This is a genomic window from Alishewanella aestuarii B11 (assembly GCF_000280055.1).
GTDB classification, from domain to species: Bacteria; Pseudomonadota; Gammaproteobacteria; order Enterobacterales; family Alteromonadaceae; genus Alishewanella; species Alishewanella aestuarii.
Map to the genome: position 1 here is coordinate 318362 of NZ_ALAB01000027.1, position 22456 is coordinate 340817.

General features: G+C 41.4%; 22 protein-coding genes and 1 tRNA gene. 14 read left to right on the plus strand and 9 right to left on the minus strand.

All coding sequences use genetic code 11. The features are described from left to right. Positions 1–708, plus strand: a complete 708-nt coding sequence (locus AEST_RS11040) for a DarT1-associated NADAR antitoxin family protein (protein WP_039925413.1) — start codon at positions 1–3, stop codon at positions 706–708. A 27-nt stretch (positions 709–735) separates the two neighbouring features. Here AEST_RS11040 and AEST_RS11045 read toward each other — a convergent pair whose 3' ends face one another. The 3 genes from AEST_RS11045 to AEST_RS11055 form a co-directional block, all read right to left on the minus strand. Next, entirely contained in the window at positions 736–1650 is a 915-nt protein-coding gene (locus tag AEST_RS11045; RefSeq protein ID WP_008609093.1) for a DUF4868 domain-containing protein, read from the minus strand. Between the two features lie 4 nt (positions 1651–1654). After that, complete coding sequence (locus tag AEST_RS17280) at positions 1655–2170, minus strand: hypothetical protein (RefSeq protein WP_238534594.1); 516 nt, start codon at positions 2168–2170, stop codon at positions 1655–1657. Between the two features lie 126 nt (positions 2171–2296). Then, entirely contained in the window at positions 2297–2518 is a 222-nt protein-coding gene (locus tag AEST_RS11055; RefSeq protein ID WP_039925417.1) for a hypothetical protein, read from the minus strand. 567 nt (positions 2519–3085) lie between these two features. On the opposite strand from AEST_RS11055, the gene umuD reads away from it, so the two are divergent. Both umuD and umuC read left to right on the plus strand, forming a co-directional pair. Further along, positions 3086–3520: a translesion error-prone DNA polymerase V autoproteolytic subunit gene (gene umuD, locus AEST_RS11065; RefSeq protein ID WP_008609094.1), complete on the plus strand. Its 435-nt coding sequence runs from the start codon at positions 3086–3088 to the stop codon at positions 3518–3520. Next, the gene (gene umuC, locus AEST_RS11070; RefSeq protein WP_039925420.1) at positions 3517–4794 is read left to right on the plus strand and encodes a translesion error-prone DNA polymerase V subunit UmuC; all 1278 of its coding nucleotides are present in this window, start codon (positions 3517–3519) and stop codon (positions 4792–4794) included. The genes umuD and umuC overlap by 4 nt, the downstream gene beginning before the upstream one ends. 101 nt (positions 4795–4895) lie before the next feature. On the opposite strand, the gene AEST_RS11075 is transcribed toward umuC, so the two are convergent. Next, on the minus strand, positions 4896–5384 hold the full coding sequence (locus AEST_RS11075; protein ID WP_039925421.1) for an MgtC/SapB family protein: 489 nt from the start codon (positions 5382–5384) through the stop codon (positions 4896–4898). A 575-nt stretch (positions 5385–5959) separates the two neighbouring features. Here AEST_RS11075 and AEST_RS11080 point away from each other — a divergent pair. Both AEST_RS11080 and AEST_RS17520 read left to right on the plus strand, forming a co-directional pair. After that, positions 5960–6190, plus strand: coding sequence for a helix-turn-helix domain-containing protein (locus AEST_RS11080; protein WP_039925456.1), 231 nt, complete (start codon positions 5960–5962; stop codon positions 6188–6190). A 152-nt stretch (positions 6191–6342) separates the two neighbouring features. Continuing rightward, positions 6343–7632, plus strand: a complete 1290-nt coding sequence (locus AEST_RS17520; RefSeq protein ID WP_008609100.1) for a flagellin N-terminal helical domain-containing protein — start codon at positions 6343–6345, stop codon at positions 7630–7632. Between the two features lie 723 nt (positions 7633–8355). Here the strand turns inward: AEST_RS17520 and AEST_RS11090 are convergent. Beyond that, positions 8356–9171 (minus strand): hypothetical protein, encoded by an 816-nt coding sequence (locus AEST_RS11090; protein ID WP_008609101.1) that lies wholly within the window; start codon positions 9169–9171, stop codon positions 8356–8358. 423 nt (positions 9172–9594) lie between these two features. On the opposite strand from AEST_RS11090, the gene AEST_RS11095 reads away from it, so the two are divergent. From AEST_RS11095 to AEST_RS11130, 8 genes are all read left to right on the plus strand, one after another. Continuing rightward, the gene (locus AEST_RS11095; protein WP_008609102.1) at positions 9595–11376 is read left to right on the plus strand and encodes a DUF3987 domain-containing protein; all 1782 of its coding nucleotides are present in this window, start codon (positions 9595–9597) and stop codon (positions 11374–11376) included. A gap of 1 nt (position 11377) precedes the next feature. Then, the gene (locus AEST_RS11100; protein ID WP_008609104.1) at positions 11378–12697 is read left to right on the plus strand and encodes a hypothetical protein; all 1320 of its coding nucleotides are present in this window, start codon (positions 11378–11380) and stop codon (positions 12695–12697) included. A gap of 153 nt (positions 12698–12850) precedes the next feature. Next, entirely contained in the window at positions 12851–13744 is an 894-nt protein-coding gene (locus AEST_RS11105) for a tyrosine-type recombinase/integrase (RefSeq protein ID WP_039925424.1), read from the plus strand. A 10-nt stretch (positions 13745–13754) separates the two neighbouring features. After that, a complete protein-coding gene (locus AEST_RS11110; RefSeq protein ID WP_008609106.1) occupies positions 13755–15779 on the plus strand; it encodes an AAA family ATPase in 2025 nt (674 codons plus the stop codon). 39 nt (positions 15780–15818) lie between these two features. Beyond that, positions 15819–16268 (plus strand): DUF6641 family protein, encoded by a 450-nt coding sequence (locus AEST_RS11115; RefSeq protein WP_008609107.1) that lies wholly within the window; start codon positions 15819–15821, stop codon positions 16266–16268. A 122-nt stretch (positions 16269–16390) separates the two neighbouring features. Then, positions 16391–16834, plus strand: coding sequence for a JAB domain-containing protein (locus AEST_RS11120; RefSeq protein WP_008609108.1), 444 nt, complete (start codon positions 16391–16393; stop codon positions 16832–16834). A 30-nt stretch (positions 16835–16864) separates the two neighbouring features. Then, entirely contained in the window at positions 16865–17275 is a 411-nt protein-coding gene (locus tag AEST_RS11125) for a DUF2787 family protein (RefSeq protein ID WP_008609109.1), read from the plus strand. After that, positions 17272–17541, plus strand: a complete 270-nt coding sequence (locus tag AEST_RS11130; protein WP_008609111.1) for a helix-turn-helix domain-containing protein — start codon at positions 17272–17274, stop codon at positions 17539–17541. Before AEST_RS11125 ends, AEST_RS11130 begins: the two co-directional genes overlap by 4 nt. Positions 17542–17647: 106 nt before the next feature. Here AEST_RS11130 and AEST_RS11135 read toward each other — a convergent pair whose 3' ends face one another. The 4 genes from AEST_RS11135 to AEST_RS11150 all read right to left on the minus strand — a co-directional run bounded on the left by AEST_RS11135 (position 17648) and on the right by AEST_RS11150 (position 21504). Then, complete coding sequence (locus AEST_RS11135; RefSeq protein WP_008609112.1) at positions 17648–19681, minus strand: DUF3732 domain-containing protein; 2034 nt, start codon at positions 19679–19681, stop codon at positions 17648–17650. Next, positions 19678–20130, minus strand: a complete 453-nt coding sequence (locus AEST_RS11140; protein WP_008609113.1) for a three component ABC system middle component — start codon at positions 20128–20130, stop codon at positions 19678–19680. Before AEST_RS11140 ends, AEST_RS11135 begins: the two co-directional genes overlap by 4 nt. Further along, positions 20127–21254: a hypothetical protein gene (locus AEST_RS11145; RefSeq protein ID WP_008609114.1), complete on the minus strand. Its 1128-nt coding sequence runs from the start codon at positions 21252–21254 to the stop codon at positions 20127–20129. Before AEST_RS11145 ends, AEST_RS11140 begins: the two co-directional genes overlap by 4 nt. A 163-nt stretch (positions 21255–21417) precedes the next feature. Beyond that, positions 21418–21504, minus strand: a tRNA-Leu gene (locus AEST_RS11150). Between the two features lie 428 nt (positions 21505–21932). On the opposite strand from AEST_RS11150, the gene AEST_RS11155 reads away from it, so the two are divergent. Next, the gene (locus AEST_RS11155; RefSeq protein WP_008609115.1) at positions 21933–22436 is read left to right on the plus strand and encodes an RDD family protein; all 504 of its coding nucleotides are present in this window, start codon (positions 21933–21935) and stop codon (positions 22434–22436) included. The last annotated feature ends 20 nt before the right edge of the window (positions 22437–22456 follow it).

The following is a 22456-nucleotide window of genomic DNA, read 5'->3' on the forward strand; positions in this document are numbered from 1 at the left end:
ATGGCGATCAGACCAATATACATTCCAGCTAAAAGTGGTAAATTTTTAGTAAAAGCTGTGCCTGTAGATTTTAAATGGCACGCTGGAATGGCTATATCCCAAAAGCAGAAGTCAGTTGATGAATTACATTCATCAGCTAAGAATAAAGTTAGTGGAATTAAAAAAATATTGGAAGTAAGCTCAAAATCAAAGGAAGACATTGGTGTAAAATTAAGTGCCTTTAATTTAATGATAAAAACAAAACGATACGGAAGAACTTTTAGCGTTGAATGTGCCTATCAGAGTAGCAAGGTGTTTGAATCTGGCCAGCAATACATTGATTTGTTAAATGCAACATCTATCGAAGCTAAAAAAGATCCACGGTTAAAAGACTCAGGAAGAGTCACATCATTCAGATTTTATGGGCAAGTTTGGCCAATATCACCTATGACCGCTTTTTACGACTGGCTATATGTTAATGCTCTCAAAAATAATCCTGAACTGCATGCCGAACTTGACCAGTATGACGCGTTTACTGACATAGAGTTTAATCCTGAAAAATCAATTAACTGCCAAGCCTACGCGGTTTCACTTTTTAAAGCTTTACAGAGTCGTAACTTGCTCGACGAAGCGACTTCGTCGCAGGAAAACTTTATAAAGTTGTATAGTGATTACAGTATTAGCAATACCAATGAAAACGAAGAACATCAATTTGGCATGCGCATTTAGTACATAATGAACATGTCACCTTTAGCATTAAACTTGAACAGCGTCAGGGACGTCGTAGATCAATTCTGTCACTTCACTAAGCAGACGATGGTCTAAAAGAACTTGCATAATTGTTCTTACTGTCTGTTCACATGGAATTAGTCGACCAGTATCATTGTCAAAATTTAACCCCCAATTACGTCGACCATTTACCAACTGAACGGCTGACAGGAAACCAGGTCGAGTAAACAAACCTCTTTCTTCGATGCGCGCCATTCTCCTTAATTGAATTGAGTTTGTACCGACGTAATTTCTAATCACTTGAATATCAGTAAAAAGACCCGAGAAATCTGGTCTCAATTGAAGGTTAGAAAATGCTTGAGCATATGAAGCTCGATGTTCCATAACAGATTCAAAAGCGCTTTTATTTGAAATAAAGATGGCTCCATTCAGTGCATAAAAATCAAAATATTTCTCAATAGCGAATCCATTATCTTCAGCTGCAGAAAGCTCACCATTGTTAAAAACTATATTTATGTGGGTTTTAAGGTATGAAGTTCTCCAATTAGAAGCAGTCCGTTTAACGGCATAAATCACTTGCCCATTGTTAGAAAACTTAACCAAATATCCGCTGGCATTCCGCAGATCTTTTAAAGATCGAATACGGTGATCTGGCTCAGGACGATCGACAAGATTTTTTAGATCAGTAAAATTGCATCCCTGAATAGTCGTTTCTAAGCAACTATTTTCATTTGTTTGAGAAAGATGTGTATAGTTCGCACACTCCGTAATACGCTTCATTTCTGACTGAACAACACCTATAATTTTATTATTTAATACATTGTCAGTCTGTGCGTACCATGCCGAAAATTTTGTAGCAGTGGTACTACGTTTAAAAACCCAAAGATGTACTGTGCTATTAGCATAATCAAAATTACGTAGTGATACAAAATCAGGCCGCATGTATTCATCCTTTGATTATATAAAATTCTTGAATTGTCTGTGCTGTTGAAGTTCCTGGAGATAACATGCCAGCCTTTAAAACCCTGACATCCTTTTCAACGTTGTTAATCTGAATTGTTGCTTCATAAAGCCTCCAACCCAAAATCAAAAGCAATGGATTCATAAGTATTTGTCCAGATTTGTAAGTGATAGCAAACATCCATACTAAGAACACTGCAAATCCAAGTAACTTTTGAGGTTCGCTATACGAAATCCCCATAAATGACACTACATAAGGAAACGTATAATTTATTATCTCATTTGGAATGGCCTTAGCTTTTTTCACTTCGATGCGGAATGGATATGAAATTTTTCCAAGTGATGATCGCGCAAGAAGAATAGCAAACACACTGATCCCAAGAAATGTTAAAGACAAACTTGGATTCATGAATGGGTTATAGCTGCATTTATCGCTGAACATTATATCTGGCGAACAAATTGATTTTGACCACCAACTTGAAGGTATATCTTGAATTGCCAATATTATTGCTAGTGGTAGATATGACCCCAGAAAAATTAGGAACGCGGGCAGAAGGTTAAATTGCATATTATGAATGACACCTACAGTAGGTTGCTTTTAAACATCACAACATCAAATTTTGAACTTTTATTCTATGCGAACATTTCTACCATGTTCTTCCATGAACGCCGCAAATGTCGACCAACTCATACGGTACTTGTTAACGCTGTTCCCAGCAGGTAGCCATTCGATGTTTCCCTTACTAATTAGTAAATCCCCTAACTTGGCACCATCCTTTTTTACCTCGATTTCAATATCTTTGTGTTGAACCAGCTTCGTGTGCAAGTTAATCGATACTTCATGCGCCATAAATATAACTTCCCCGTAGTGTTGAGACTTATTCACTGCAGAATTTAGTTTTGCACTTTAATCTATATTAAAGTGCGTCTTTTGCTCTAAATCAGAGACAAAGTACTGTTCTTGTCTCTAACTTAGACAAATCTGATGGGCTTGTCACTAGTCTAGTGAAAATTAACACTAATCACACAAATCAGGACGCTTGATCACTCTAATTCGTCTAATATGCTACCGTACCAGTTTAATAGCTGCTGATAGCTTTCGAACGATTTCTTGAGTGAGTAGCACGTTATGTTGTCTACGCTGACGACTGATATTCTTAACTTGTGATCACGCTTTTCAATTTTCGGTAAGTTTAGAAGAGTCCGGCCTACTGATTTCCATCTCCATAGCTGTTGCCTGAACTGCGCTTCGCTAACCTCTATCGTCTCCATACTGATTATCATCATTAAATTTTACGTAAAATAAATGTATATGAATTGGACGACACTTTCAAATTCAACACCAACTAATCATGCACTACCGTTTTTCCTGCCTTCGCCTTATACTGTATTTAAATACAGTATGTTGAGGTGTGATATGTCAGCAGAAATTCTTGGCAAGGTATCAACAGTAAGACGCTACTTACCTATACCGTTTTACAGCAATAGGGTTGCCGCTGGGTTTCCCTCCCCCGCACAAGACTATGTTGAGAGGACCTTGGATCTAAACGAACTCTGTATTAAGCATCCTGCTGCAACGTTTTTCGTAAAAGTTAGCGGTGATTCGATGCAGGACGCCGGTATATATGACAGCGATATTCTGGTAGTGGATCGGGCTATTGAGGCTAAGCATGGGGACATTGTTGTCGCTGCACTTAGCAATGAGTTCACTGTTAAAGAGCTATGCTTAACCCCTACTATCAGATTGATACCACACAACCCTAAGTATCAAGCAATTGAAATTACCTCAGAGGACGAGTTAGAAATCTTCGGTGTAGTTACTAACGTGGTACGTAAAATAAGAAGGCCATGACAACCAAAACTTTCGCACTTGTTGACTGCAATAACTTTTACGCTAGCTGCGAAAAGATGTTCAGGCCAGATCTCAAGAATACTCCTGTTGTCGTGTTATCTAATAACGACGGTTGTGTCGTGGCTCGCTCTAAAGAAGCTAAAGCTCTTGGCATAAAGATGGGAGTACCAGCATTCCAGATCCAAGACCTGATTGATTCCGGCAAAGTATTAGCTTGCTCATCTAACTATGCACTTTATGCCGATATATCAGCCAGGGTAATGACAACGCTAGAGCAACTGGCTCCAGCGGTTGAAGTCTACTCTATTGATGAAGCATTTCTTGACCTGACAGGTGTGAGTAATTGCGTTGACCTAACTCAATTCGGTCAGCAAGTGCGCAGTACGATTCAACAATGGATTGGTATTAGCGTATGTGTTGGTATCGCTCCGACTAAAACACTGGCTAAGTTAGCAAATCATGCGGCTAAAAAGTGGACTAAAGCAGGCGGTGTTGTTGATCTGACAAATAAAGAACGACAACGCAAACTAATGAGCTTGTTGCCTGTTAGTGAAGTATGGGGAATTGGTGGCAAATTAACGGCAAAGCTTAACAAACTCGGGATCAATACTGCTCTTGATCTGGCTGATGCAGAACCTGCTTTTATGCGCCAGCAATTTTCAGTAGTGGTATCTCGTATTGTGCAGGAGCTAAACGGTGAATCATGCTCAGAACTGGAACAGGTAGCACCAACTAAAAAGGAAATTGTGAGTTCACGTTCATTCGGTGAGAGGATTATCTGCAAACAGCATATGCAGGAAGCGATCAGCGAGTATGTAAGTCGTGCTTGCCAGAAACTGCGTAAAGAGCAGCAAGTAGCCAAGCAATTGAGTGTTTTTCTGCGAACCAGCCCATTTAGCGATAAAGAACGTGACCCATACTACGCAAACAGCATCAGTACATCGCTTGTAACGCCAAGCGCTGACACTCGTGATTTCATCAGTCTTGCAGTAAAGCTGCTCGACAAGATCTGGCGTGATGGCTATCGCTACGCCAAGTCAGGAGTGATGCTGTCAGATTTTTATGATGGTGTTTATCAAGGCAGCTTGTTTGAACCTGAACCGCCAAGCTATCAAAGCAAAGCATTGATGACAGTCATTGATAAACTTAACGGCAGCGGTAAAGGCAAGGTCTGGTTTGCTAGTCAGGGTATAAAACAAGACTGGTCAATGAAACGCGGTATGTTGTCACCGCAATACACGACCAGTTGGGTTGATCTGCCTGAAGCTAAATAGGTGCTTTGAGCGAAAAGCAGAAATAACGCTTGAGTTTACCTGCGGCTCGAAGCGACTGAAAGGATAGCTAATTGTTAGACGGCAAATTTTGTTCTTGCGCATCACTCTTTATTTTGGTTTTTAGTCCGGTAAATCCAAGGAACTACAGAAAGGATGAGTAAAGCTATAAGAGTGCTCAAGACGGCGGTCGTTTCCCGTCCCATTCCTGCAGCGACGCCGATTGCCGCTGTTACCCATATACTTGCCGCCGTCGTCAGCCCCCGAGTCTCTACTTCTCTATTTCCCATAATGATGGCTCCGGTGCCAAGAAACCCGACACCTGCAATCAGACCTTGCAATATCCGACTCAGATCTGCGCTTGATGCCCCTGCTTGTTGGGGAATGAGGACGAACAGTGCCGCCCCTATGGCAACCATCATGTGTGTTCGCACCCCCGCACTCTTGCCTTGCTGCTCCCGCTCGTATCCCAATAGGCCTCCAAGGGTTGCAGCAACGAGAAGACGCAGTGTGATACGTGTAACTTGCTCCGCATCCTGGACATCGGAGAATTCCGATAGCACTGTATTCCATATCTCTTGCCACATTTCCATCGTCCTCGTTGTCACTTCTCGTTTTTCGGTACTTCATCTAGGCTCTTCACAAGGCCGAACCTAACGCAAAGTTTGGGGCGCCTTGCGCACCTATGCTCGTAATACCTATCACCAGCATAGCTTTTATCCTTTACTCAAAGAACCAGCAAGACGCAAATGCTATTGCCTTCTTTTATGAATTTTACTCAGAATAAGTTAACCTTTAATCCACGCTAAATCAATTGCTTCCAAGCGTACATCATTTCGCTAATTAAGCGCTCTAGCGGTTTCGCGCCCGCAAGACCGTGGTTAAAAACTTAATAAGAAATGCTAAACGTTAAATCAGCTTATACTGTTGATGGATAGTGCAGGTGTTTGGGAGATTTATTCGTGGATTAACTAAAACCTGCAATTCAGTAACAGCCAAAGTCAATGTCCGTTTTTGGCACAAAGCCACTATTCAACAATCCCTTTTATTGACCATTAACAAGAACAAAACTGCCGCGCATCAATTAGACCTATAGTCCTAGGATTATAGCCTATAGACCTATATCTACCAAAACCGCATAGTCCCCATGATTTTTCTGGGAAGCACTATGAACGACAAATTTTTAAAAAAACTCGGTAGAAACATCAGTGACAGACGCAAAGCTAATCAATTGACTCAGCTTTCGCTATCACATGCGACTGGTGTTGACCCAAGTTACATAAGCAGACTAGAACGTGGTATTGCAAATGCTAGTCTAGACTCACTGCTGAAAATTGCTACAGCGTTAAACTGCACTGTCAAAGATCTCATCCCTGATTCAAACAACCCCATCGATTAAGCTTAGCGCACACTGCTAGCGCTTATAGGCTTTGCGTAAGCTCAGTACTTTACCTGCTTCAGGTAAATTTATTTCAGGATCTCGCTAAAGATCTGTCTAGCTCGTGACGATAACGCCTACATATAAGGACTATACGCCTAGGATTATAGTTAATGTTATTCGTCAGTACGAATCTATCATCGCTTACCGCACAGAGAATGCTAAGCAATTTGAATACGCCTTTAAATCAGACGTTTCAGAGATTAGCTTCGGGCTATCGTATTAATTCTGCTGCTGATGATGCTGCTGGCCTGCAAATCTCTAACAGACTAACCAGTCAGATTAACGGTATTAATCAGGGGATCAGAAATGCTAATGACGGTATATCATTATCTCAGGTTGCTGAAGGCGCGTTAGATGAGATGACAACGGCTATTCAACGTATGCGGACTCTGGTTATTCAGTCTCGCAGCGGAATCAACAGTCAGGAAGATCGAACAGCTATTCAAAATGAAGTTAAACAGATCAATAAAGAGATAACTAGAATTGCCGAAACTACCAGCTTCGCTGGGATCCCGCTTCTTGACGGCCGACTAAATAGAGACTTCCTAGTTGGTGCCAATGCCGGTGAGAATATAAATGTTAATCTTGAGCGTGATGAGGGTTGGACCGCTGAAGGGCTCAGATTATCTGAAATAGTTGTTGATGGCACAGCAGGTATTAATTCAGCACGAGTAACGGGAGTTAGGAATCCGGGGAACATAGCATACTCATTTCCAAACCCACCGATAAGTGGAGTAATTCAAGGGCTAGAAGTCAGTGTTAATGGCTTACCATTCCGGCCCGTTCAAGATGAGTTTACAGGTAATCCTTTTGCGCCATCTCCACTAGTGCCAGGACAACTTACATTTGGCAACGATACAAATACTAATATGCTAGTTTTTGGTTTAGCACTTCAATATGCAGCTTCACCGGAAATCAATTTCACAGCATCAATCGACTTCGCAACAGGCTCATTTCAAGTACCACCTGGTATTGAACTCCAGTTTCGTTTGACGGGTTCGGCAGCTGATGAACCTTCTGCTCTTGCAACTCAAGCTTTCGTATCACAACTTACTGGCCTATCTCCTGATCAAGTGGGAATTCAGCCTTTTCAGATAGCCCCGCCTGAAGATGAAGAATTAATAACTAGACTTAACCTTGAGATCATTGACGAAGCGCTCAACACAATTGATAGCGCTAGAGCTAAACTTGGTGCCACGCAAAATCGCTTTCAGGCGACAATTAGAAACCTGAGTAATATAGAGGAAAATGTTAGTGCAGCTCGAAGCCGGATCAGAGATACCGACTATGCTAAAGAAACAGCTGAGCTAACACGACTTCAGATCTTGCAGCAGGCCAGTACCACAGTGCTGTCGCAAGCAAACCAGAGACCACAAGCTGCACTGACACTGCTACAATAAATAGTATGCGTTACCTAAGAATGCACAGTCAAAACATCTGAAACCCAGGCTAACACAATGCAGATTTAGGCATTTATCATTAGAAATCACTGTCAAAACAGTCAAAACCCATGCGAACATAATACAAATTTAAGCCGTTTTACTGAAAATCACTGTCAAAACTGCTATTACCTGTACCTAACAGCATTAAAAACAGCTATATAACTATATGTAATAATACAATGCTTTCTTATATCGTTGTATATAGTAGTAGTTATGAGGGTATTAGCAGTGAAATATTAGTAATACACCACCACAATCAGATCCAATAGATCCCTGCACGAAGTGCAGTATGTATGGCGAAGCCATACTTTCTTGTAGCAATAGAATCACAATCACAATCACAAGTGGTAGAAGACTACTCTACGATCAGCATAGACCTATACTTAGTAGCTTAGTAGCTTAGTAGCTTAGTAGCTTAGTAGCTTAGTAGCTTAGTAGCTTAGTAGCTTAGTAGCTTAGTAGCTTAGTAGCTTAGTAGCTTAGTAGCTTAGTAGCTTAGTAGCTTAGTAGCTAAAGATAATCAACCACTTACCTCACTGCTACCCTAATACTATTAAAATACGATCAATATTAACCACCTTAACCATAAATGGTTTCAGAGGTTTCGGCAGTGTAAAAATTGATCACTACTACTATTGCTAAACCACTACCAGACAGTAACAGCTACCAGTCTGAAATGTTCTAAGACTTAACAATGTCTGCCGCCTCTTCAGCTTTTTTAGCTGATTTTGGTTTCTGTGGTATTGAGGGTTCTGACGGTACTTGCAGTAACAACTTAGACCAAACAGGTGTATGAACCATCCATCGACCTATCCTAATATGCTTAAGTCTTGGTTTTCTCTTAACCACTTTAGTATCAATTTTGGGTATTACACTAGTTTTCGGGTGGCGATTTGAATCTAAATTCTCCTCCACAATATCAGTTACTGTAATGTATCCAAAGTCATGTAAGCTATCTAAAGCATTGGAAAGCTGTTTGTGGTAGTCCTCGACAAACAGCAATTCTAGATCCTCATACAAATCATAGAGCCCATTGAAATAGTAATGGTATTCCTCTGTTTTATGGTAGTTGAGTACACAAATATAATTATCGAAACGTCTGCTGAAAACACTGAAATCAGGCGTATCACGGACAATGAATATATAACCAGGAAAGTAAAATTCGCCTTTGTGAGTAAAAATGCTGTACAGCTTAAGTGCTAACTTCGTTTCCAGATGGCTTAAAAACCTATTGTTGATGACATTTTCTAGATAGTAGTTACGCTCACTACTTCCCCATTTATTAAGGTCTATACCTCCATTATTCGTCCTTAAACCATCAGATGTCTTATCGGCTTTTTTTTCATCTTCAGGCTTTCTGGGTATAAAGTCTGGGTAAAGATGTTTAACCAGCTTCGGCCTGTGTGCGCTCTCAGGCACGAGCATGATTGGATTTTCTTTAGTACCGATCTTATTGGAGCAATGAGGTCTACGAGCTGAATACGGCTTATCCGACATTAAAACATTTCCCATTATAGGTGCAGAAAGAATCTAATAAACTAGACCAGATATTTACACCATATTATGCATTTTCGCAAAAAACCAAATGTGTGTATCTCCTAAAAAATCTAAGATAAGTCTCTGAATAAACTGATTAAATATCATCACAAACAATTTTCGTTAGAATTTGTTGGTTTAAGTGTATTTTTACCCAAAAAAGGTAAGCCATAAAACCCTTATCTGACAAGCTCTACAGCCGTGTTTAGTCAACTAAAGGTGTGAAACATATTTCAAAATAATTTTCACCATCTCCGCAGCCCAGTATTAATGCGGCTTCTAAGGCATTGCAAGTTATCGCAACTTTATTTTTTGGTGTCTAACTGCTTGTTTTGAAATCCAGCAAACTTCTCATGTGGCCGCAATACAGCAACTCAAATTCTGATGGATTTGAGTCGTGCAGCTGACATTAACTTTAATCATGAGGGTATAAAAATGGCTAAAAGCAAAAACTTCCGCAGAACAATCAATGTGCCATCACATGGCAAATCTAAATTTGTTCAAAAAGGTAGTACAACAGCAAATGTATCGACTAAGGCGAAAACTCAGTCTCTGAAACAAACGCCAGCAAACACAGTGAAAGAAGCTAAAGAGACGCCAAGTAAGGGATTCTCAGCTCTAAAACCTGATCTTCGAAATGACGCTGATCTTAACTCGAAAGACATATGCAAACATCAAGTTAAGAAGCTGAAGGATGCGAGTAAGGTTACGAGTCCTAGATTTCAGGAGTCTATGCTGCCAGACCTTTTGCTTAAAGTGGCAACAGCAATAGCTATCCGCTCAAATTCCAGTATGGCTTATGCGGCTATCTGCATCTATGTGATTATTAGTAACCTGCTCTCCAGAATTGTTTATGTACAACCGTTCAAAAACAATTCTGAATTCAGTATTTCACCCAATATGTCTGGACTCATAGTTGATAACCCTAGCACTGGTAAATCCGGAACACTTTATACAGCACTATCTGCTGTAACAGCAGCGATTCGTAAACATTCAACTCGCAAGCCTTCAGATTTAGATTTATTACAAATCGCTGAGTTACGAAAAATAGCGAAGAAAAAGGCCAATGAAATTGTAAAACTCATATTGGAGTTAAGAAAAGAAGAAGATGTAGATATAGAAAATAATGAAGATGTGATAGCACTGAAAAATGAGATAGCCAGAATTCAAAAGAGCATTGAAGAGCTAGAGCAAGACGAGGGTATACCTGATATTTTGCTTAATAGTCTTACTAAATCAGCCTTGCAAAAAGCTGTTAGCAAAACTGACTACCCGATTATCATAAACAAAGATGAGGTTGGTTCAATTCTAAAGCTATCTCAAGAAGCAGGTGGCCTTTTTAAAGAACTGCTAATTGACCTTATGGATGGTAATAGTCAATCAAATCATATTGATGGGAATCAGACATATGAAACTAAGAGTAAGAAAGCAAGTTTGCTGGGCTGTACGCAGCCAGACACCCTAGAAAAAATTGTAAACTTTGTGAACGATGGACTGATTCAGCGCTTTTCTCTGATTGCCTTCTGTGAAAGAAATAAAGTATCCCAAGATGCAATGAATGATGCAGAAGTTGACGGTTATATGAAGTTATGGGGAAAAATAATAGATAACCTGCTCACATTTACTTTTAAAGATTGGGTGGCAGTTTTACCCACTAAAGACGCTCAAGCTCTTTTGAAGCAGCTACAAACTGAGTATGAATACAAAATGTCGCAAGAGTCCGATAACCAAGTGATTGAGGCTCTTTATGGTAAACGGTTCCCTTTTATTGCATCCGTGTCACTCGTTAACGCCTTTTTCCGTACTAAGAAGTTAAATTTCTCCGAGTTAACTATTGAACTTGAAGATGTTGAGTGCGCGGCAGAATATGTTGAGTTTAACGAGGTTCATTTTAAAAACGCGTTTGGCCTTAATGAAACGAAGCGTGAAGCAAAAGCGTTAGAGCTTTTGGAACGTTTGATCTCATCTAACTTGGCATCAAAATCATTTACCGTCAGCCAAGTCATCAAAAAGGAATGGCGTGGCTTTAAGGGGGCTGCTTTGGTGGAGTCACTGTTAGAGATTCTTAACCAGTACGAACTGTTCAAAAAACGTTCATCAGACTCGACACTGGGTGGCCGTCCAACTGTGTACTGGAAAATTAACCAGGATTTGTTGGAGGTTTAACATGACTAAGCAGTTCAAAGCAAAATCCATTAATGTTGATAGCTTTGAGCAACTGCAAGCTTCATTAGGTGCCTTTCGGCACCTAATGAACAAGTGTGTTGCCCCAGAAGATTATCAGACAATCATTAACCGTCGTACTATTGCAGAGTTTGAATTAAATGCACTGGCTAAATCATACAGCGCAAAGCCTCAAGTGCCAGAAACGTCATTAGAATTCTTGGTTGCATATGACATGCTTTTACGTAGCCAATTATCAGATCCAGAAAAGTGGGGGCTTTTACCCACGATTGACTCCATTAATTTTACCGCATCAGCAACAAAATCAGAGGTAGCAGCGATTACACAGTTTTTTGAGCATGGTGAGTTTAGTGACTATAACTTGGTAGCAGTAAAAGACCTAGGCAACCATAATCAGTACTCAGAAGAGAAAAAAATTAGGAATTATTATCGGAGTACATACCAAATTCGTCTTCTTCAGCCAAATGAAACCAAGAGCGAGCCGCTATATTTTTCATTTGGTACTTGGAAGCGAAAAGGTAAAAAGCAGAAAGCACTACGATTTTCGTTTAACCCTGCTCGTTTCTCAAATGAGGAAATTCAGGACATTTTCAAAGCGCTTGATCAGACTGGGATATTTAAAAACCTGCTAAAGACACTTACAGCAGCTACAGTAACTCGCATTGATCTGGCTTTAGACTTTGTTGGTATTCCTGCGGCTATGATCCCTTTAGCAACGAGTAATGTTCAAAGGTACAACGCCATCCCCAAGAAACCTGAAGATGGCCTAGGTCAGACGTTCTATGTTGGCAGTAAAAGTAAGTCCCGTACTGTGATTTATAACAAAATTGCTAAACAACTAGGGAAACGCCAGAATCATGTTGTAACGCTTTCAGGCCCTGACTTAAACCCATTTGAGTTAGTGCGCTTAGAGGTTGTTTCAATACCACAGGGTAATAATGGTAAAAAAATTAAACTGCCGGAGCTGGAAACTTTGTCATCTATGTTTCGTGCTAAAGCAGTATATTCACCTCTGATTTACCTAGAGTACTCACAACTGACGAAACAGTTTCTGGAGCTAGGAGCTATCAAAACCTTACGCAACTATTCGAAAAAGTTGGATAAGAGCGGCAATCTGTTGACCGCAAAAATGTTAAAACAATTGACCGTTAAAAATAAATCGATGCGTCAGAAGCAGCTGAAGGCTATGTTTAAGTTGATTGAGAAGTACAAGATGCACATTAACCTGACTTGGTTTAATGCCAAACAAAAGGATGCCATTAAAAAACTGATTTTCAACATAACTGCATTCAGTCGTGGTTGAAAAATTGCCAAGGTTTGATTACTGCTAGATTATGCGTGTCAAAAATAGAGGCTGAATTTTAAGTGGTTTTATGCTATAATTCAGCCTCTTACATCACATTTCTCTCCCGTTTTACAACCCAAAAAATCACTACTTAACTATCGGAGGTACTCTATGAGTACAGCTTCGCCGTACGCGCTTTACCTAAGCAAACTGTCGGCAACAAGCAGGGTATCTATTGCCTCACAACTGCGTAGTATTGCTCGCATCATGGGCTGGCCGCTTGACGATGTGACCCGTTTTAATCGCGTCAACTATCAAGAAATGCTGCAAATCCGCACGCTGTTACAGCATGAGGGCTGGGCACCTCGCTCGATCAACCGTGCGCAAGTGGCGCTTAAAAGCATCGTTAAAATCGCGGTCATGATGAAACAGGCTAATGCTGAACAACTTGAGCAGCTAAGTACCATCAGTCAGCTTAAATACCCTGAGTTTCAAGGCACAGCGCTCACTAAACAGCAGGTTAAATCGTTATTCGAGATGCTAACTCGTTCAACATCAGCAACAGGTATTCGCAATGTTGCCTTATTCGCAGTGCTGCTTGGTACTGGCCTTAGACGCTCTGAGCTGGTGGCGCTTGATATAAAAGACCTCGACCTTAGCAAGCAAACGCTGCTCGTGCGTCATGGTAAAGGCAATAAATCACGCACTGTGTTCTTGCCTGAATGGTGTCAGCAACATCTACAAAACTGGCTGGCGCTTCGTTCAAAACAAGCAGGTTTCTTGTTCTGTCCGGTGCAAGTAGGCGGCAAAGTCAGTCCTGATAGCACTATCAGTGTATCACTCGTGTTCAGACTGATTAAGAGCAAGTTAAAGCGAATAGGCGTTGAAAATGCGTCACCGCATGACCTGCGACGCACCTTTATTACGCGCTTGCTAGAGCAAAATGTTGACCTTAATACCGTGCGTCAGATGGCAGGCCATGCGGCTATTACCACAACCACTATCTACGATAAACGCGATGTGCAGTTTATGCAACAAGCCGCTGCGGCACTGCGTTATGAGTAAGGTATCGAGAATGGCAAAAGCTAAACATAAATCACCATCACGTCACCTAAATCATATGGCTGGCGCGATATGTTATCGCTTACTCACCGAAATACCTGATGCACTCTTTATGATTGAGCTATCAGTACCGATGATTAGTCGTGTTATTGGTACAGGCATTTCATATTCTGAAAGTTATTCGAACCATGAACTTGCCGAGTACTTACGCATACCAGACCCGTCAGTAAAAAAGACCGCGCAAGTACGCCAAAACCTCGTAAAACTGTGTGAGCTGTTCGAAGTAAACACCAAGTTTGCGGTGTTACTTGAGTTTATTCTGCTGATGAACATCAACCCGCATGCGAAGTTCTTGCTTGATAACCTTGAGCTACCGGATGAGGCACACGACTTCATGCAGTTTTTCGAGGAAATAAGTGATTTAGCACGGCATGAAATCACGGAAGCGGTCGAAACGTTGATGAATCGTGGCATCTTTGCCACCGACAATTCGCTAACGCTGTTGCAGTGGATTGAAATCTCACAGCCGATCCAGCACCTACTGACTAAAGAGGTGGTAACGTCATGCGAACAAGTACTATCTCGCTTTTTAGTTGAGAGTCCTGCTGCACAATTCGACATCGACAACTTTGAGTATGTGAATACTGATTTACTGCTGCGGTATCTAAAGAATGCCGCACAAGCAAAGCATGTTGGCGTGAACATCTTACTCTATGGCTATGCAGGCACAGGTAAAACTGAACTTGCTCGCGCCCTTGCTGCACATATTGACCGTAAACTTTATGAAGTTGGCAGTCAGGTTGTAAAAGACGGCAAATTGCACAATCCGCATAACACCAAATACGTCAGTAGTCAGCGCTTACAGTACTTAACGACCGTGCAGACGCTGCTTCGTGGCAGTAGTGAAAACATACTGCTGGTTGATGAGTGTGAAAGTATTTTCTACAACGCGGATAAAGCCTATAGCAAAGATATGCTGCATCAGACGTTGGAGCAAAATACGGTGCCAGCAATATGGATAACAAACTACATCGGCTGTTTAGAAGACAGTTATATCAGGCGCTTTAAGCTGGTACTCGAAGTCACCTCACCTGATGAAACAAAGCTGCGTGAACTGACGACGAATGCGGTTACAGGCTTGAATATCAGTGACGATACCATTGATAAAATTGCTGCGATAAAACACATCACGCCCGCAGTTATTGGTAACGCGGCTTATGTGTCACGCACCATAGGTGATAAACGACGCAAAGCAGAAAGTACCGTACTAGAGGTGATTGAACATACCTTAGATGCGTGTGGTTTGTGGCAACAACCCATGGATTACCAGCAAGAAATGCCGTTCGATGTGAGCCTACTTAACATTAAACAACCCAAGCAGGTGATTAATGATATTGCCTATGCACTAAAAGCGAAACAACCTGTTCGTGTGTTGTTATGTGGTCCTCCTGGTACAGGTAAAACAGCCTACGCGCATCACATGACACAAGAACAAGGTCTGAAAATGAAGCGCGTTAAATGCTCTGACATTTTAAGCAAGTATGTCGGTGACAGTGAGCAGAATGTACGTAATCTGTTTTTAGAAGCGCATCAAAACAAACAGGTACTGTTACTCGATGAAGTTGACAGTTTACTGGTCAATCGCGAACGTTTAAAAGCGCATCATGAAGTGCAGCTCGTTAACGAAATCCTGACGCAAATGGAGTGCTTTACACAGCCCCTGTTTGCTGCAACTAATTTCGAAACACTGTTAGACAAAGCCGTACTGCGTAGATTCGATTTTAAGCTTGAGTGCGACTACTTGCATACAGAGCAAGTCTTGATGCTGTTCCGTCGCATCCTAAGCGCTTCTAAGCTATCAGCAGACGAACAACAGCAGCTCAGCACACTCAAGTACTTAACCCCAGGCGATTTTGCGATCATCGCAAGACGTATGAAGTTTCAACCCAAGCAAGACCATCGTCAGTCAGCGCTAAATATGCTGCTCGACGAGAATAAACGTAAACAACCCAACCCCTCGATTGGCTTTGTTCACTAATTTAGTAACAAGCGCCAGCGACTAACAAAGGAAATACCTATGACAAGCATATTGAGTTCTCTCAAGGTTATCGCTCGCCCAAAAATTGAGCCTAAACCACCCATTATCGGCAAACGCTTACGCCTCATCGAAAAGCTCGATGAGCAGTTAGCAATTGCACAGGCCATGTTAGACGGTCAACCGTTTGAAGCTTATCGTGAAAAGAAGGTAACTGATCCAGAAACAGGTGAGAAAAAAGTAGTACGCAAACGCAAAGCCGTACGGCCTTGGTACTTTGATGACAAAGAACATTACTTCTTTGAAATTCGTGTCGGCTTTAAGGCGATGGAGATTGATAAAGGTAAAACCGCAATTGATGTCGGTGACAAAACACAATTGCCTGTTGTGATTAACGCCATCATCAAAGCGGTTGAAGCGGGTGAATTAGATCAGCAAATCATCCAATCGAAACCGGAGAAACCCTCAAAACCTAAAGAGCCGAAAAAATAGGCTTAACCATGAAAGTGATTGCCAGAGTGTTGCTGCGCTCTGGCAGTTTCAGAGGTTTTGACAGTGCATATGTTTATTACTGCACTTAGCAACTATAAGGTTTCAACGGTTTTGGAGGTGCTATGCCAACGTTACGCGAAATCGATGTGAAGTATCGTTTCAAAGAAGTGGTGTGCAATATCACAGGTAAGAACATTAACTCACCTGAGCGCATCGCACAGCTATTTGACTATCTGAAGTATGAAACAAAAGAGCAGTTTATCGTCGTGAACCTGACACAACAGCACGACATTAACTGTTTTGAAGTCGTTGCAACCGGCACAGTCAATGCGGTTCAGGTTCGTCCTGCTGAAATACTGCGTACTGCTGTGCTACTGAATTTACCGAATATTCTGCTGATACATAACCATCCGTCTGGCGACCCAAAACCCAGTCAGTCAGATATTAATTTTACCGAAAGGATGATTAAAGCCGCTGAAGTGCTGGACATCAAAGTGCTCGACCATCTGATTATCGGCCTTGATAGCTTCACTAGCCTGATGCAAACACACCCATACATTTTTTAGCACATCTTAATAACATAGAGGAAAACACCTATGCGTATTCAGTACGAGGGGCTTGCTTTGCCTGTGTCAAAGCGATTGATCGATGCACTTATCGACTTAATAAAACCTGTAAAAGAGCCGATGGCAGAGTTCGTCACCGTTAACTTTCGTGATCCGAAATACAGTGCTGAACATGGTGGCTACCATCCGGTTGAAATCATGATCACAGGCAGAAGCGGCAGATATGACCTCTGCTACATCACAGACTTTTGTTATGCAGGTATCGGGGATTATGCAGAACTTGTAAAAGCGCTCGACTTTGAGTTTATCGCTGGTACGTTTCAAGACATATCAGGCTATTACCCGATCGAAGTCGCCAGAGAAATCTACCCGATATGGGAAGATAACTTTTTAACCTACTGGCTTGAAATGAGCGTGTTTGATATTGAGGTGACATCATGAGCAAGATTGAAAAACGCAAAAACATTAACAACGATGATCCACGCAGATTAGCTTTAGGTCAGTGGGTACGTGAACAGCGCATGGCAAAAGGGTATACTATGCGCGATATGGCAGCGAAAAGTGGCAGACCGCATAGCTATTTTGGCAAGATTGAGCAGGCACAGCGTGGGCTGGATTTGTTGGAATTCATTGATATGTGTAACTGGCTTGATGTATCTCCGACGAAATCATTTCTTTCACTTCGGGTATTTCTTAAATCTGAGTAAACAGTATTTCGAGAGGTCGGGTGACCTCTCGACCAAAGAAGCAGACGTAAAAGTTACTCACCAAAATAAGTTTTTAAGATAACTGGTCCTTGAGTGTTTAATTATGTTAATCAGCCTTTTTCACTTGTTCTGGTACAGGCTCAATTAGCCCTCTATTACGCCATCTGTTGCCATTCACCAGCGACTCAAACTCAACCCCGTTTGATAGTTTTAGATTGTCGGCATGATCAGTCACTATGATCTGCGGACTAAAACCAATGTTTGATTTGAGGTCATTGCAATATGTGGATAGCTGACTGAATAGATTTTCAACAGCTTTGATATCTTCGTCGATATTTTGACCAACATTAAGGGTTTTACGCTGTTCAGCCTCTTGTTTTTTTTGTTCTTCAAAGGTCGCAGAGTTATCGCGGTTGAAGTTAGGGAAATACACCTGAGTAGGCTGATCCAAAAACAGTATTGAAGGGATAGCACATTTATCGCCCAGCTCAGCAAAATACTTATGCAAAGCTAAAAATAACGTTACATGGCAGTATAGCCAATTTGCACCACTCCCCATTGAGCGTAGATAGATTTTTTCGTCGTCAGGTGTTAAATGGTAAAGATCGAATGTTTCAAATGAAAAATGAAGATTAATTGGTTTGTAACTGGCTTCAAACTCAAAATGACTGCCAATTACAGACATATATTCGTTTACCTTATCCGATGCATGTGTCAAACCTTTTTTCACATCGTACACTTTAAGCGCATCAGTAATTTGCTTGAGTTGTTTCCTAACCTCTTTAATTTCTTTTTCAAGCTCTGCGTCATCAGCCATATTAAGGGTATCAAGAAGCGCAAATAGCTTTGCCTTCTGCATTACAATACTCTCATAAAGGCTCTTTTGTTCTATTAACTGCTTCTCTGTTTTCTCAATCTCTGTTATTTGCTGATTGAGCTCAGTCAATGCCCTATTTACAACTTCAATAGTACGCTGAACTTCGACCAAAGAGGATTCAAACTTTGCTTTCATCGGGCGAGCTTGCGCAAGATTTCCCGATACTTTTGAGATAGCCTGTTGAAGTTTTTCAGCACTTTCACGTAAGCTGTTTTTTTCGGTTTGACAAAACGGACATATTGAAGCGGAGATATGAACATGCTTGGGTGAGCTAAACTGTTTTATGTTATCAACAAATCGTTCCTCTTCATGAATATGCTTTTTAATCGAAGATGCTTGCCGCTGTAACTGCCTTAACTCAGACGTTTTTTGATTACGAGCTTGTTTCAATTGCATGTACCGTTGCGTTATTGCATCGGAGTTATGATTTATTTTCTCAGCAACGATGATGACATCGAGTTGGTCTTTGGCATCTTGAGGGTGCCGAAGTACCTTGTCCAAGGATAAGGGAACATCTTTAAAGCCCATCAAAGCGTATAGTTGACTTAAAACAGGGCCGACTTTCTGTTTATAACTTTCGGACGTACGCTTGTTGGTTTCTTTTTGACGCTCTAATCGTCGCTCCTCTGCATTTAGTCTTTCTTTTTCTTGTGATAGGTGAAAGAATTTTTGATCGACAAGCCCTAAAAATATCTTTGTATGCTCAATAGCCTGATCTCGCTTTTCCTTCTCGTCGAACCGATAAAATAACGCATGCTTATTGGCAACCAAGTTTTGATGTTGAAGGATAAACGACGAAAAACTACGAATAGATGGTGTAGGAGCTTTTTGGCCTCGATTAATTCTAGTCTGGAGCGACTCATCAACATCATCTATATCTAAGAAAAAGCCCCTTAAATGCTTTGTAAATTCTTTTAAAGGTCGAAAATAGTTGGCATTGAAGTAGTCTCGATCAATTTCTGTCGTGTTGAATGCGTCTACACGACGAAAAAAAGCCTTTGTAGCCATATCGGGATCACGAGCAATCACCATATCTTGCTCATTAACTGCAAGAGCCACATAGTAAATGGCTGCACTGGTGGTGATAACGCCTTTTGGGATGGTGTTTTCACTACTGCCAAAGCAGTAGTCAAATATTTCTATTAAAGCACTTTTACCTGTCGATGACTTACCAGTAACAACATTTAGCCCAGCTTTAAAATTAACGGGGTGTTTGATTCCTTGTTTATCAATCACGCCTATTTCATGAATAAGTGTTTTCATCGCGGTTTCACTCCTAAAAACGCATAAATCTCGACCACTGAGTGCCCGCTAAATAAGCTACCTAACTTTTCTGCACTTTTTTGAGAGGTAAAGGTTGAATCAGCCACATCACATACCGCCAGAGATAGTCGTTGCTCATTAACCGATAGCCAGTCATTGATTAAGCAGTATTGAATGCATTGCTCTGTTAAGTCTTGAAACCCGTCAATTCGCTCTTGTAGGTCATAGAGTTTGGTTCGGTCGTCAAAAACTGACCAAATTGAGCTTCGTTTGTTCGAGTTATAGAGCTTATGGCTGTAAAGAAGATGACTACAAAGCGGAATGACCAACGGAGCAAGCAACAAGTTGTTTTCTGACTCATCCAAATGTGTGTAAAACGAGGCAAGATATGGCCCATATTCAAATGGGTTGTACTTTAACTCGTACAGAGCTTCGACAATACTACTCATGGCTCAATCTTCCACTTTAAATTTCTCTCGTCATCGTCCATGGCATCGTGGATCAAACCATTTTTGTACTCAATCGGCGGGATGACATTACCCATATTGAGCGCTTGCTCTTCCATGGTTTTGTTATACAGTAACTTCGAACTTTTAAGCACATCGACTGCTTGGAGTTGGGCACTTGAATGAGCAAGCTTAAACTTTTTTACTAGCTGGTTCTGGTAGGTCATCGTTTTATCTTTGTATAAAGGATATTCATCAAGTTGCTCTAAAAGAGAGTTTTGCAGTTCTAGCCAGTTGCCGACAGCATCAGGGATCATTTGATGATGATCTATTTCAGCTATTTTTTGGACGAACGGTCTGTCTTGATGTAGTTCAACTTCATGCTCCGACGCTTCATACCCTGAAAAAACCGGAAAAGTGAATTCCTTTTTACACAGAAGGGCTGTTAACTCTTCACACTTTGCTACGAAAGCCTGCTGGCTAATGGTCCAAGATTGCTGCGTTGCTTGCGCATATACAAATCCAACTAACCCATCAAGGTAACTGTTTAAGTTATTCTTCGGAATGCCAACAGGTTTAGCCAGAATCTGATTTTCTAGTGCTTGAGCATTATCGGCCTCAGTAAACAAGGTAACTTTGCCAAGTACACTTTTTAGCAAAGCCTCATCAAAAGCCATCACAGTTTTCTGTATTTTTATGACTTCAGATAGCTTTTCAGCATTAAGCTGCTCATCGGTGCGCTCAGCAAAAATATGTTGTAGTACCTGTAAACGTTTCTCAGCTGTTTGCGTGTTCCAATCATTTAGCCGGGAAGTTGCACCAAAAGCCTGAGTGGTATGCAGCACCAAACCACCATATTGGGTGTGGTCAAACTCTTTTGCTAACCAGTTCTTGAGTGTTTTCCAGAGGTTTTCGTGGTGGTCAGTAAGTGGAGCCGAATAATCTTTAACTTCTGTCTGGGTCGATGCCAAAGCATCTGGTGACAACAGACTCACATCACCATCTTTTTCAAACCAAACAGATTGGCTTTCTTCAAGTAAAAAGCATTTATCCAAGCCAATCAGTACCTGGTAATGAAAAGCTAACGCGGTCGTTAGTACTGCATTTTTTGTTTGTCCTGTAATCATTTTAACAACATCCCTTTCCCTTGGATTTGTTTTAATGAGAAGTTAAAGCAAAACACAACTAAATTCCAGACCTTTAAGCCTATCGAATAAACTTCAATAGATTCTGTGTACTTAATCCGGTTTTTAAGAAAGGAGTAATAATTACAAACTTTGAAAATTTGATTGGTGCCTAGGGCCGGACTCGAACCGGCACGTTGTCGCCAACGGTGGATTTTGAATCCACTGCGTCTACCAATTTCGCCACCCAGGCATTTGAGAGGTCTTTTATCTTGTAACTAGTGCAGAAACAGGACTTTGCAAAACTTTGCATAACCGCTGCACTTTTAATAACTCTTAAATCGTAGACTATTCAATGAGTTATGTCTACCACTATCTTAGACGCATTGCATTTTGAATCCGCTGCGTCTACCGATTTCGCCACCCAGGCAGAGAGGAGTTGTTTGAGGTAAACGCCTGCATTATACGATGCCGCTTGGCAGGCGCAAGTGCTTTGTGTGACATTTCACTGCCTTATCACCACAGTTGCTTAAAATAGCACCAATTTAGACGAGGTGGATTCAAAACCCTCCGTGTTTCTTAATCCTTTTGATGCTAGCCGACAGGGCGTACAGTGTTATCAACTCTTGGGCGCCATTGACGCCTCATGCTAGACTAACGCTATTATCTTCAGGAGCGGTTATGTATCAGGATGCCCCACGGGCTGGCTTTGCACGGCGCTTAGCAGCCATTATTTATGATGTGTTAATTCTCTGTGCGCTGATTATGCTGGCCGCTGGCCTGGCCATGTTTTTTGTGCAAGTGCTGGTGTGGAGTGCCTTGATCACCCTGTTACCCGGGCAGGATATCGCTGCCTATATCACCAGTGGCTGGCGCCGGTGGTTGTATTTCGTCTACCTGCTCAGTGTCATTCTCGGTTTTTATGTGTATTTCTGGTGTAAAGCAGGCCAAACACTCGGCATGCGGGCATGGCGGTTGCTGGTCGTCAGCCAAAGCGGTGAACCATTAACTGCTTTACAGGCACTGTCCAGAGCTCTGCTGGCTTTAGGTAGCCTTGGCAATTTCTGGCTCTGGTTACGCAGGGGTAAAGGGCTGGCACTGCAGGATCAGCTGACCAACAGTCAGATGATTGTGCTTAGCAAAGATCAAAGTAAGGTGCTGAATTTACATAAAACAGCCCGCTAAAGCGGGCTGAGTAAGGTTCG

What these genes read in the sequence shown, in the direction of transcription:
- AEST_RS11120 (WP_008609108.1), top strand. Translation starts at nt 16,391, where the DNA reads ATGCCAACGTTACGCGAAATCGATGTGAAGTATCGTTTCAAAGAAGTG.
- AEST_RS11110 (WP_008609106.1), top strand. Translation starts at nt 13,755, where the DNA reads ATGGCAAAAGCTAAACATAAATCACCATCACGTCACCTAAATCATATG.
- AEST_RS17520 (WP_008609100.1), top strand. Translation starts at nt 6,343, where the DNA reads ATGTTATTCGTCAGTACGAATCTATCATCGCTTACCGCACAGAGAATG.
- AEST_RS11080 (WP_039925456.1), top strand. Translation starts at nt 5,960, where the DNA reads ATGAACGACAAATTTTTAAAAAAACTCGGTAGAAACATCAGTGACAGA.
- AEST_RS11130 (WP_008609111.1), top strand. Translation starts at nt 17,272, where the DNA reads ATGAGCAAGATTGAAAAACGCAAAAACATTAACAACGATGATCCACGC.
- AEST_RS11135 (WP_008609112.1), bottom strand. Translation starts at nt 19,681, where the DNA reads ATGAAAACACTTATTCATGAAATAGGCGTGATTGATAAACAAGGAATC.
- AEST_RS11100 (WP_008609104.1), top strand. Translation starts at nt 11,378, where the DNA reads ATGACTAAGCAGTTCAAAGCAAAATCCATTAATGTTGATAGCTTTGAG.
- AEST_RS11075 (WP_039925421.1), bottom strand. Translation starts at nt 5,384, where the DNA reads ATGGAAATGTGGCAAGAGATATGGAATACAGTGCTATCGGAATTCTCC.
- AEST_RS11040 (WP_039925413.1), top strand. Translation starts at nt 1, where the DNA reads ATGGCGATCAGACCAATATACATTCCAGCTAAAAGTGGTAAATTTTTA.
- AEST_RS11145 (WP_008609114.1), bottom strand. Translation starts at nt 21,254, where the DNA reads ATGATTACAGGACAAACAAAAAATGCAGTACTAACGACCGCGTTAGCT.
- AEST_RS11115 (WP_008609107.1), top strand. Translation starts at nt 15,819, where the DNA reads ATGACAAGCATATTGAGTTCTCTCAAGGTTATCGCTCGCCCAAAAATT.
- AEST_RS11125 (WP_008609109.1), top strand. Translation starts at nt 16,865, where the DNA reads ATGCGTATTCAGTACGAGGGGCTTGCTTTGCCTGTGTCAAAGCGATTG.
- umuC (WP_039925420.1), top strand. Translation starts at nt 3,517, where the DNA reads ATGACAACCAAAACTTTCGCACTTGTTGACTGCAATAACTTTTACGCT.
- AEST_RS11155 (WP_008609115.1), top strand. Translation starts at nt 21,933, where the DNA reads ATGTATCAGGATGCCCCACGGGCTGGCTTTGCACGGCGCTTAGCAGCC.
- AEST_RS11095 (WP_008609102.1), top strand. Translation starts at nt 9,595, where the DNA reads ATGGATTTGAGTCGTGCAGCTGACATTAACTTTAATCATGAGGGTATA.
- AEST_RS11090 (WP_008609101.1), bottom strand. Translation starts at nt 9,171, where the DNA reads ATGTCGGATAAGCCGTATTCAGCTCGTAGACCTCATTGCTCCAATAAG.
- AEST_RS11140 (WP_008609113.1), bottom strand. Translation starts at nt 20,130, where the DNA reads ATGAGTAGTATTGTCGAAGCTCTGTACGAGTTAAAGTACAACCCATTT.
- AEST_RS11055 (WP_039925417.1), bottom strand. Translation starts at nt 2,518, where the DNA reads ATGGCGCATGAAGTATCGATTAACTTGCACACGAAGCTGGTTCAACAC.
- AEST_RS11105 (WP_039925424.1), top strand. Translation starts at nt 12,851, where the DNA reads ATGAGTACAGCTTCGCCGTACGCGCTTTACCTAAGCAAACTGTCGGCA.
- umuD (WP_008609094.1), top strand. Translation starts at nt 3,086, where the DNA reads ATGTCAGCAGAAATTCTTGGCAAGGTATCAACAGTAAGACGCTACTTA.
- AEST_RS11045 (WP_008609093.1), bottom strand. Translation starts at nt 1,650, where the DNA reads ATGCGGCCTGATTTTGTATCACTACGTAATTTTGATTATGCTAATAGC.